This is a genomic window from Billgrantia gudaonensis (genome assembly GCF_900100195.1).
Classification (GTDB): Bacteria; Pseudomonadota; Gammaproteobacteria; order Pseudomonadales; family Halomonadaceae; genus Halomonas; species Halomonas gudaonensis.
Genome location: NZ_FNES01000012.1, coordinates 124,175 through 135,100 on the forward strand (window position 1 = coordinate 124,175; position 10,926 = coordinate 135,100).

6 protein-coding genes and 1 pseudogene are annotated in these 10,926 nt (G+C 59.7%); 1 reads left to right on the plus strand and 6 read right to left on the minus strand.

Annotated elements, in window-relative coordinates; all coding sequences use genetic code 11:
* Positions 1-4: 4 nt before the first annotated feature.
* Entirely contained in the window at positions 5-1,459 is a 1,455-nt protein-coding gene (locus tag BLP96_RS14305; protein WP_089687310.1) for a c-type cytochrome, read from the plus strand.
* A 67-nt stretch (positions 1,460-1,526) separates the two neighbouring features.
* On the opposite strand, the gene BLP96_RS14310 is transcribed toward BLP96_RS14305, so the two are convergent.
* The 6 genes and pseudogenes from BLP96_RS14310 to BLP96_RS14335 form a co-directional block, all read right to left on the minus strand.
* Entirely contained in the window at positions 1,527-2,933 is a 1,407-nt protein-coding gene (locus tag BLP96_RS14310) for an esterase/lipase family protein (protein WP_089687312.1), read from the minus strand.
* A 250-nt stretch (positions 2,934-3,183) separates the two neighbouring features.
* Entirely contained in the window at positions 3,184-5,493 is a 2,310-nt protein-coding gene (locus BLP96_RS14315) for a putative bifunctional diguanylate cyclase/phosphodiesterase (protein WP_089687313.1), read from the minus strand.
* Positions 5,483-6,955 (minus strand): ATPase domain-containing protein, encoded by a 1,473-nt coding sequence (locus BLP96_RS14320; RefSeq protein ID WP_089687315.1) that lies wholly within the window; start codon positions 6,953-6,955, stop codon positions 5,483-5,485. Before BLP96_RS14320 ends, BLP96_RS14315 begins: the two co-directional genes overlap by 11 nt.
* 217 nt (positions 6,956-7,172) lie before the next feature.
* Positions 7,173-8,870, minus strand: a pseudogene (locus BLP96_RS14325) (methyl-accepting chemotaxis protein).
* Between the two features lie 873 nt (positions 8,871-9,743).
* Positions 9,744-10,595 carry an IS3 family transposase gene (locus tag BLP96_RS14330; RefSeq protein ID WP_340147964.1) on the minus strand — a complete coding sequence of 284 codons (852 nt, stop codon included), beginning with the start codon at positions 10,593-10,595 and terminating at the stop codon, positions 9,744-9,746.
* Positions 10,559-10,870 carry a DUF1153 domain-containing protein gene (locus tag BLP96_RS14335; protein ID WP_045995248.1) on the minus strand — a complete coding sequence of 104 codons (312 nt, stop codon included), beginning with the start codon at positions 10,868-10,870 and terminating at the stop codon, positions 10,559-10,561. The genes BLP96_RS14330 and BLP96_RS14335 overlap by 37 nt, the downstream gene beginning before the upstream one ends.
* Between the last annotated feature and the right edge of the window lie 56 nt (positions 10,871-10,926).

Genomic DNA, 10,926 nt, shown 5'->3' on the forward strand with positions numbered 1-10,926 from the left:
GGTCATGGCTCGCAAGGATCACGCCCACCCCAAGTCCCGCCGCTGGCTGGCCCTGCTGCTGGTGCTGGGCGCCGCGGTGGCGGCCATCGGCTGGTACGAGCTGTTCCGCGAGGAGCCCCAGAACCTCGACGGCGTCGAGGCCTACTACCGCTACGGTTCCATCGGCACCGAGCAGGAGGAGGGCCTGCCCTACTGGGTCTGGCGCGTGCTGCCGGAGGTATTCCCGCAGCACCTGCCGGGCGACGGGGAGGACGCGGGCTACGCCGCCCTGGGCGTGGTCTGGGAGGAAGGCGAACCCACGCCGGTGGGGTTCTCGCGAAAGACCATCGGCTTCCCGCGCATCGGCATCAACTGCGCGGCCTGCCACACCGCCACCTACCGCACGGCGCCGGAGGCCGAGCGCCGTATCGTGCCCGCCGGCCCCCACCAGACCTTCGACCCCCAGGCCTACCTGCGCTTTCTAGGCGATGCCGCCGCCGACCCGGACTTCACTGCCGACACCCTGCTGGCGGCCATCGAAGAGGAGACCGAGCTCTCCTGGCTCGACCGCCTGCTCTACCGCTTCCTGATCATCCCGCGCACTCGCGACGGGCTGCTGGAACAAGCCGAGCGCTTCACCTGGACCGACGACCGACCGCGCTGGGGACCGGGGCGCATCGATCCCTTCAACCCGGTGAAGTTCCACCCCGACCTGCTGGCCTTGGACCCCGCGGAGGACGACACCATCGGCAACTCCGACATCATGCCGCTGTGGGCCATGGACGAGCAGGAAGGCTACGCCCTGCACTGGGACGGGCTCAACGACTCCCTCACCGAGGTGGTGCTCAGTGGCGCCATCGGCGACGGCGCCCGGCCCGACTCCCTGCCGGTGGAATCACTGGGCGAGCTGGAGACCTACCTGCGCGACCTGGCACCGCCGCCCTACCCCTTCGACTCCCCGGACCGGCAGATGGCCGCGCGTGGCGAGGCGCTGTTCGAGGAGCACTGCGCGAGTTGTCACGGCCCCGAGGGAGGGTGCACCGGCACGGTGATCCCCCAGAGCGAGGTGGGAACCGACCGCCACCGCCTGGAGATGTGGACCGCCGAGTCCGCCGAGCGCTACAACGCCTATGCCGAGGACTACCCTTGGGACTTCGACGCCTTCGTCAAAACCGACGGTTACGTGGCCAAGCCGCTGACCGGCATCTGGCTGCGCGCTCCCTACCTGCACAACGGCTCGGTGCCCACCGTGGAGGACCTACTGCGCCCCGCCGAGGAGCGCCCCGCGGTGTTTTACCGCGGCTACGACGTCTACCACCCCGAACGCCTGGGCTTCATCCACGCGGGCGAGGAGGCCGAGCGGCACGGCTTCCGCTACGACACCGCCGAGCCCGGCAACGGCAACCAGGGACATGAGTACGGCACCGAGCTGCCGACGGAGGACCGAGATGCGCTGGTCGAGTACCTCAAGACGCTCTAGCTCACCCACCCGCCGGGCACCCTGCCCCGGCGTCTCGGCGTGTCGCTACCGATAACAGCTCGCCCATTCAGCCCTGTTCGACGTTCAAGCGGAAGACGTTGTCGGCCTGGGAGCGGTGCAAACAGACGTCCACCAGCAGGGTGCGATGCGGCTGGAAGATCTCCGCCAATTGGGCATCGTTCAGGCAGAGGTCCTCGATATCCTCGTCGGATAGGGTACGAAACCCCACCGGCGTGAAACGGGCATGGCTCTCGTCCTCGTCGAGCATCGGCTCGGCGGTGATGGACATGCCCAGCCGAGTGTCGGCACGCTCGACGGCCTCACAGAGCCGAGCGGTGTCAATGTAGAGGCTGCGCAGCGAGGTGTCGGCCCGGTAGTTATGCACCTTGCGGATCGCCGCCTCGTGGATGGTCCGTGCCAGCCCGCCGCCATCCGGACGGTTGGGATCGTAGAACTCGATCAGGTAATCCTCGACAGGTATATCGAACTGATCGCGCACCCGCACCACGGTGTTCTGGAAGCCCGCTTTGCCGCGGCGCTCCCCGGGCTGGCGGGTCAGCATCTGGTTGGTCGCCTCGCACTCGTCGCAGAAACCGAGGAACGCATCGTCTTCGACGGTCAGGGCCCGCTCGACCAGCGTCAGCGCGTCCTGCTGGGCACGGCTCAGTCGACTTTCAGCAGCGTCGAGCTTGATCGCCGAGTGATCCAGCCCATCGAGGATCCGAAAGGCACAGCGCCCGGTGGACTCCCGGTAGTCGGCCATTTCCGGCACGGTGACCCGGTTGCCGTCGCGGACCTCCTCGCGAAAGGCGATATGCACCTGGGCGCAGTTGAGATTGGCGGTGGAAAGTCGGACGGTGCCGTCGCCACCATCCTCGTTGGCCAGCGAGCGAATACCGCCGTAACCGGTGTTGCCACACAACACGGTGCAGAGGACGCGCCCTGGGGCGTACATGCCCTCCCCCTCGACGAATCGGTCTCGCATGGCCAACTCCCAGCTGAAGGGGCTGGCCAACTCCAGGCCACGCAGGATGCCGGCCCCGGTCTCCATCACCGCCTGCCCCGCCTGGCGGCTGAAGAACCCGTTTGCGATGCGCCCCAGCATCGAACGGCCCATGTGGGCGAGCGGCGAGCCGAAGTTGGCCGGTGCGAGCATCACCAGGTGCTTGACCGGAGCTGCGTCGGGGGTGAAGTGACGCACCAGCCAGTCGCGAATCACCAGACCGCCGGTGGAGTGGACGATGACATCCACGCTGGCGACATCGCGCGGAAGCTCCCGCGCTCTCCAGGCGCGATCCAGGGCCGCCTGAAGATCATCGAAGCGCAGGGCATCATCCTTGGAAAGGTAATCACCGATAGCGATGCGCTGAATGTGCCCTGACCCCAGCCGCTTACGCAGATGCCCGACCAGCTTTTCGAAAGAACTGCCCTCGTCGTTCCAGCCATGCAGCAGTACTAGGGGACGATTGCTCATGTCACGACCTCCGCTCGTTGTTTCACCCCGGCTTGGGACGTGACGACCCATCCACCGGCGCCTCGACACTTGCGTTACTGCAGAGTAGCCGCATATTCGCGTTCGGGCCGAGCTAACCCGGTCCCCAAGCAAGGGCAAGCGTCGTCGATTTCAACAACGAGGCGCTCGAGAAATCAATCACCCGGGATCCGACACCGAGGGAAAAACTTGTGACCAGCGCGGTCCGTCGAGAGACATCTCCTCACCATAATCACTGAACCGACTGCCCCTGTCGGATTAAATCGGGGATGTCTTCAGCGGGGCGTGCGGCACTCAACAAGAACCCCTGACCGAAATCACAGCCGATATCGCCAAGCTGCTTTTTTTGTGCCTCAGTTTCGATTCCTTCCGCCACGGTTTTCAACGACAAATGCCGACCCAGCTCCGTGATCGCGCTAACGATGCGTTCGCCCGCTCCATCCTCTTCCAAGCGGTCAATAAACAACTTGTCGATCTTGAGGGTATCCAACGGCATCGACTGCAACCGAGCCAACGAAGAATAGCCTTGGCCAAAGTCATCCAGCGACAGACGGTATCCCGCCTCGCTGAGCCAGTGCATCGCTTTGGCCACGTCATTGGGTGCTTGCATCAGGGTGTCCTCGGTGAGCTCCAGCGACCACCAGTCAGGTTCCGTGCCCTCTCCAGTCACTACGTCGTGAATGTGCATCGCGGCCTGCTCGCCCTGCAGCTGGCTAACCGACAAATTGACAGCCATCCAGACATCGATGCCAGCTCGACGCCAGGCAGTCAGCTGCCGCGCCGCTGTTCCCAAGACCCAGTCTCCGATGGTACCTATGAGCCCGACTTCTTCAGCCAAGGGGATGAAGGTTCCTGGAGAGATCATCTGCCCGCCGGTTTTTCTCCACCTGATGAGCGCCTCCACCCCCACTATTCTGCCGCTGTCGATCTCCCAGATCGGTTGGTAGTGAAGGAGAAACTGGTTGGCCTTAACCGCCTGATAGAGCTCTGCCTCAAGGGTCAATCGCTGTTGTCGATCATTGCCAAGGTCATGAGAGTAGAACACCAGCGGCGACCCGGTCGCCTTGGCTTGGTACATGGCCATGTCTGCTTGCTCGATCACGGTCTCGACATTGGAACCGAAGTAGGGAAACAGGCTGACCCCGATGCTAGCACCTAGGTGATGCTGATATCCCTGAACTTCAAACGGCTGTTGCATAGACTCGTGAATCCTGATTGCCAGGGCTTCGGCACCACGCAAAAGCTGCGTCATGCCATCATCTTCGCTCCGCGAGCCCTGACGTGGCTTATCAACCATGACGACAATGAATTCGTCCCCCCCTTGCCGACCCACCAGGTCAGCCTGACGCATGGTGTGCTGGAGACGCTGAGCCACCCGCTTGAGCACCTCATCGCCTACCGAATGGCCTAGCGCATCATTGATCAGTTTGAAGTCATTAAGGTCGATAAACAAAACCGCGGCAATATGACCGTTGTCGCCAGCTGCGACCTGCTGGAGGTGGTGCAAGAGAGCACGACGATTGGGTAAGGAGGTCAGAATATCGCGATAGGCAAGGCGTCGTATTTCCTGACCCTGGCGTTCACTCTCACGGCGCATCCGAAGCTTGTCCAAGCCGAATGAGAGATTGTCAGCCAGGCGCTCCAGCAGATCGCATTCTTCATCGTTGAAGTCGTTCCGATGCTGGGAATACACGGCCAGAATGCCATGGGGAGCAGTATGGGTTCGCAGAGGTAACGCGATGGCGCTTTTCAACCCCCAGGCTTCGATTTGCGGCCACCAGGGTGCCATGCGAGGATCGGCCATCAAGTCGGAAACGACTCGAGGAACGCCGGTCGAGAGTGCCATGTCCAGAACGGGGCTGCCCCATGGGCCATCATCCCAACGCACCTCTAAGTTGTCGGCATAGCCCTTCGCCGGACCGGCCGCCTCGGATATGGCGATGGCAGAAGCGGCATCCTGCCCGTCTTCGACGAAGCCCACCCATGCCAGTTCATATCCCTCGGACTGGGTGATCATCCGGCACACGGCACCTATCAGGCCTTCCTCGTCCGATTCTCTCAGCATCACCTCATTGCAGGCATTCAGCGTCTTCAACGCACGAGTCATGCCGGCAAGGACCTGCCGCGTCAAATCATGCGCGTGTGACTGTTGATGCGACAAGTCTCGCAGGCGAAGGAGGTTGCGGATCCGGGCAAGTATCTCCGGTCCTGTCGTCGGCAAGCGCAGCACGTCCTCGACAGCATCCCCGAGTTCGCGCTTGATGGCATCGGACGAAATGTGCCGAGCCGGTGCCAGCAAGAGAGCCGGCAAGACCACAGGGTAGGCATCGGAACGCAGTTGGACGACATGCTCACGCTGATGTCGCAGTATCCCATAGTCGAGGATGAGTAGATCCGCCGCGCCGCTGAATTTGCTTTCCGGCCCGATTCCAATGGGCTCAAGGCCTACCTCCCCGTCGAGGGTTCGGACGAGGAGATCACGATCCGCAGCGACCTGAAGGGAGATCTCTATGCGCCACGGCCGGCGACTGTTATCCGCCATCACAGGTCGTACCTCGGGGAAATCCGTTGGAGCCGAGCTCGGGGACACCGCGAAGGATCCCGCGAAGTCCAGTCAAGGGCTCGCCGACCTTCAGCCCCTCTGCAGTGATATCGAACTCACGGAGCGTCTTCTCGAAATCGCCCGTACGCTTCTTCAACATGCCGATGGTCTTGCGCATCTCGCCATCGACTTCGATATAGCGCAATAGCAGTACGGCATCGGCCAGGTAGCTAATGCCGAGCTCGGTTACCCGTATATCATCGCCACTGATCGAGCCGACCTCGTTAATGAGCAGCACGGTTACCCCCATGTTGGACAGGTAACGACACAGGGCGTGGGCATGGGTAACCACCTCGTCGCTTCGCATCGACTGTCGATAACCCGAGAGGCTATCGATCATGACCATAGTGGCCCCTCGCTGCTCGACTTCATGCTGAACGCGCCAGGCGAATTCATCTGGCGTGTAGCGCAGCGGTTCTACTTCCTCCACCGCAAGCGAATCATCATGGATCATTTCACTCAGCGGTATGCCGACCCGCTCGCAGCGATGACGGATGGTCGCCAGGTTTTCTTCGAAACTGAAGATGACCGAACGCTCCCCACGGCTCGCCGCCTCACGCATGAACTGCACACCGAGCGAGGTCTTTCCCACCCCAGTGGGGCCGGAAATGATGGTGACCGAGCCTCGGCCAACGCCGCCTCCGCAGAGGGCATCCAACTCGGCTACCCCAGAAGGGATCGACTCAGCCACATAGGGTTGGCTGTATTCACCCGGCATCAGTCGCTCGAAGACGCTCATGCCTTGATCGCTTAAGCGAACGGTATGTCGTCCTTCGGCGAAGCCGGAGCCGCGAAACTTAACAATGGATAGTGATCGCCCGGCCTCCGTATTGTCGAGCTTCAAGATGCCATCGCCCAGATATTGCAGGTCCTCATCGGCTTGCGAACCTTGCTCTGAGGTGAACAGCAGTGTTGAGCCGGCATTCGTCAAGTATTCCAGCAGCGCCATCACCTGCTTTCGAAATTGAAAGGCGTCGGGCACCAAGTGGCGGAATTGGCTCAGTGCATCGATAAAAACCCGCGCCGGCGGGCCTTCGGGAAACGCGGTTTCGATACGGGCGCGGATATTGGGAGGTTCCGCTTCCCAAGGTTCTAGCAGTGTATAGGTTCCGTCCCCACTGGTATGGGTGGTGGGCGAAAGGTCAATGATGACAACTCCCTCTAGCCGCATCCCGATGCTCTCCGCATCAGCGCGAATATTACGGTCTGCCTCACCGAGGCTGACCAGTAAGGCCTGCTCTCCTTCCGGCTTGGCAGAAAGGAAATGCAACCCCATCGTCGTCTTACCAGTACCCGGACCACCAGTCACCAGGTACGATCGCCCTGGCAAGAAGCCTCCGTGAAGGATCTTCTCCAGTCCTGGAATATCTGTCGTGATGCGTGACGGCAGATGGCTTTTCATGGCTCTTCCTTGTATGTCTTTGTCTCAACGTCGTCTTTTAACCCCGGGAATGACTGTGGTCCGGTCCCCTGTATCCCTCATGCTGCTATGGGCGACTTCGACGATGACCCTTAGCCAGATAGCCGAACTTGTTTGCGGCACCTAACCTCACAATATTTGAGAACCTGACCCTATCTCAGTCATGACCATGACAAGGCGATCATCGTCGAGCGTGTTGCTAAAACTCCTCCCACTCTTCCACGGTAACCGCCTTGCGGTGCGCGCTCTGGTGTGGAGGAGTCTTTTTTCCGTCGCCATGCGGCTGTGTCGAGGGAAGCGCAGTGCGGGGCGTCTCAGCAGCAGGCAGAGAACTGGCTCCCCCGGACAGACGAAACACTGCCACGACCTGCTCGAGGCGGCCTGCCTGCTCCTCCAGGGAAGCTGCGGCGGCAGACGCCTCCTGCACCAAGGAGGCGTTTTGCTGGGTCACTTGGTCCATCTGCCCGACCGCCTGGCTGACCTGTTCGATGCCCTCGCTCTGCTCCTGTGAAGCCGCGGATATCTCGTCCATGATGTCGGTGACACGTCGCACGGCCGCAACCACCTCGTCCATGGTATCTCCCGCCTGATCAGCCAAGGTCGAACCCTCCTTGACCTAGGCTACCGAGCTCTCGATGAGGGTCTTGATTTCCTTCGCCGCTTCAGCACTTCGAGTAGCAAGGTTGCGAACTTCGCTGGCTACCACGGCGAAGCCACGACCCTGCTCCCCGGCACGAGCGGCCTCGACCGAGGCATTGAGCGCTAGGATATTGGTCTGGAAAGCGATGGAGTCGATGACCTCAGTGATGTTGGCGATCTTGTTCGAACTGTCGGAGATGCCGTACATCGTCTTGATCACTCGATCGACCACCTCACCACCGCGCTCGGCGGTGGTTGACGCATCCCCTGCCAAGCCATTGGCCTGGGAGGCATTGTCAGCATTCTGCTTTACCGTAGCGGTGAGCTGATCCATGCTCGAGGCGGTTTCTTCCAGCGCAGCCGCCTGCTCCTCCGTTCTCGAAGAAAGGTCGGCATTGCCAACGGCGATCTCGCGGCTACCCACATGAATTGAGTTGCTACTGTTTCGCACCTGACCGACGATTTTGGTAAGGCTGAGACGCATCTCGCCCATCGCGGTGAATAGCTGCCCGATCTCGTTGCGACCGCGCTCTGGCACCTCGTTCGACAGGTCGGCCTTAGCAATGGATTGGATCCACTCCACCGCCTCACCTAGCGGACGAATCATCATTGCGCGCAAGCCCTTGTAGATGAATGCGATCAACAGACCGACCACCACGAGTAATGCCAGCCCCAACAGCTGGAAGCGATGCGCTTCTTTCCGGTAACCATCGACCAGGGCATCGGAGCTATCAAAGGTATGCCCAATGAGAGCTTCCATACTCTCATCCAGTGATGAGGCAGGAGCGCGAAGCTCACCGACCAGTTGGTCAAATGTGTCACTATCGCGTTGCAGCAGGGCCGAATGTTGCTGGCGTACTAGCTGTAGTACGGTCTGAAAGTCGGCTTCGAGAGCGCTGGCTAACACCTCTGCTTCCTCGGTCTTAGACGAGTTAGCAAAGTTCTTGAATCGCGCATCGGCGCGCTCAAGACCATCATCTACCGATTCCAGATAGCCGTCTGCCCGGCCCATTTCTTCACGAAGGATATAATGTTCTGCCAAGGCAACGTCATTTCGGGACCGGTTGAGCAGGGCATCTGCACGAGCCACCTCACTGGTTTGCTCAGCGCTTACCCGGTTCAGTTCCACCAAGGCCTCGTTGGCGTGGCGTTCGGAGATAACGCCCATGGTTGCAACTGACGTGATGGCCACCACGAAACAGGCCAAGACGATGATCATCGCCGCGTGGATACTAATATTGCGTAGCATTCGGGTCATGTTGATGCCCACTTTTGGTTCAATGTGGCCGCAACTCTCTCTGGAGAGCATGCCAGGCCATGTCGTATGGAAGCGGCCTGCAGCCGGCTAAAGATGCTTAGGGTCTTCAGCCGTCGGTATCCCCGCTAACGTCACCAAGTCGCAGTTGCCGCCTAGAGCAATTGTCTCCAATGGCATTCCAAACATCATGCAACCACCGCTCTTGAGCGGCGTTTGGGGGCCCAGATTTTCAATCGGGAATGGGCTTCACCTCCTCATACTTTGCTCACTGCTAATAGGATTCGGCGGCCCAGGTCACAACTTGAACGACAAAATCAAAAATATCGCGATTCCGAATTATAAATAAGATAAGTTAAATTAAGCAATGAATTATAATTGGTCCGACCAAGGCAGCCAGCCCCCTTCCGATCCGAAAGGCCTAGAACTCATCTCCATAACGGACACTTCAATAGTGTTGCGCCTAGAATTTAAGTCCACCCGCGAAACTTAACCAATTATCCGCAACACTCCATAGCCTGAAAAATCAAAAAATATCTAGATACTTTATAAAAAAGCGGCTGCCAAATTCGAAATAAATGATCATGTAACGCACGAAAACTATCGACCTAAATAGGACATATAGTCCGCAATCATAAAATAACGTCGAAACGCGAATACTCAAACGCCCGCATAGAGTAAAAGCGGAACGCGAGCCCCCTGACACCCTCCATTTTAAGACATCCTGCGCCAATAACTACACATCACCTCCAATGCATTTAATGCATCTTGAATCCAGCTAACAAAAAAGCAATAAGCACCGAAAAAATCCATTATGACGGAGACGTTAAATTTCCTTACCCTAAGTCTGTAATGACCCCCTAGTTTCTGCACACCCTACGCCGCTAATGCCGGGTGTGCTCGGGGTGCCACATAGCCCAGAGACTGATGTGGCCGTTCTTCGTTGTAGTACCGGATCCAGTGGTTGATCACTGCCCTGGCTTGTCCCAGCGACTCGAACCGATGCAGCCAGATACACTCCTCCTTCAGGGAGCGGAAGAAGCGCTCTACGAGCCCGTTCTGTTCCGGCGTGTACGGTGTCGTGAACTCCTGCGTCAGTCCGTAGGCCTTCACCGTGCCCGTGTAGTGGCGACTGCTGAAGACCAGGCCGTTATCGGACCGCAGTGCCAAGGGCTGATGAATTCGGCCCAAGGCGCCGAATCGATGCACCAGGGCCTCTTCCAACGCGGCCTCGGCGGTCTTGCTACTGCCGTTGTCCGATAATCGCCAGCCGAGGATCTCCCGAGTGCAACAGTCGATTATCACCGCCAAGCTGGCTCGTCGATCCTTTCCACACCATACGTGAGTCAGATCAGTTGCCCATCGCTCATCAGGTCTTGAAGCGACTGACGGCAAGCTCCTGGCACGTGGCCGGAAGCCTTGGGGGCGTTTGCGCACCTGCCAGCCCTTCAACTGCAGGATGCGTTGGATAGGCTTGCGGTTCTCTCCCAACACGCACGCCAGACGACGATAACCATAGGTAGGGAACCGTTCCAGAGTCAGCTTCACCCTGCTAGCCAGCTCGGTATTGATCACACGGCGCCGCGGCTTGGGCCGGTAATACAGGCTTCGCCGGGGGAGTCCCAACCAGCGGCAGAGCTTGACGAGCGATACCACATGACCTTCCTCGGCCAGTTGCGCCTGCAGCGACCTTACGAGTTCTCGTCCTCGTCGAGCAGGCGCTTGAATTTTTTTAGTGCATAGATCTGCAGATGGGCTTCGCCCAGTGCCTCCTTGGTCTCCCGGAGCTCGGACTCGTACTGCTCACGGATGTCCTTGGGGCGGGCTTTGAACCCGTTCTCCATGTTGCGTTGGGCCTCATCGATCCAGCCTTCGACCTCGGAGACGGTGAGGTCATACTGGCGAGCCACTTCAGCGACGGTGGTCTTGCCCTTGAAGATGTCCATGACCACGGCGGCCTTGCGCTTCGCGGTCCATCGCTTGATCGGATTGTCGTCGTTCATCCTGTCCTCCTGGTCGCTGCACTATAGCCTGTGCAGCTCTGGAGGGGGTCACTTCA

Excerpts from the sequence above, each read along its gene's own strand:
- BLP96_RS14305 (WP_089687310.1), top strand. The coding sequence starts at position 5 with ATGGCTCGCAAGGATCACGCCCACCCCAAGTCCCGCCGCTGGCTGGCC.
- BLP96_RS14310 (WP_089687312.1), bottom strand. The coding sequence starts at position 2,933 with ATGAGCAATCGTCCCCTAGTACTGCTGCATGGCTGGAACGACGAGGGC.
- BLP96_RS14315 (WP_089687313.1), bottom strand. The coding sequence starts at position 5,493 with ATGGCGGATAACAGTCGCCGGCCGTGGCGCATAGAGATCTCCCTTCAG.
- BLP96_RS14320 (WP_089687315.1), bottom strand. The coding sequence starts at position 6,955 with ATGAAAAGCCATCTGCCGTCACGCATCACGACAGATATTCCAGGACTG.
- BLP96_RS14335 (WP_045995248.1), bottom strand. The coding sequence starts at position 10,870 with ATGAACGACGACAATCCGATCAAGCGATGGACCGCGAAGCGCAAGGCC.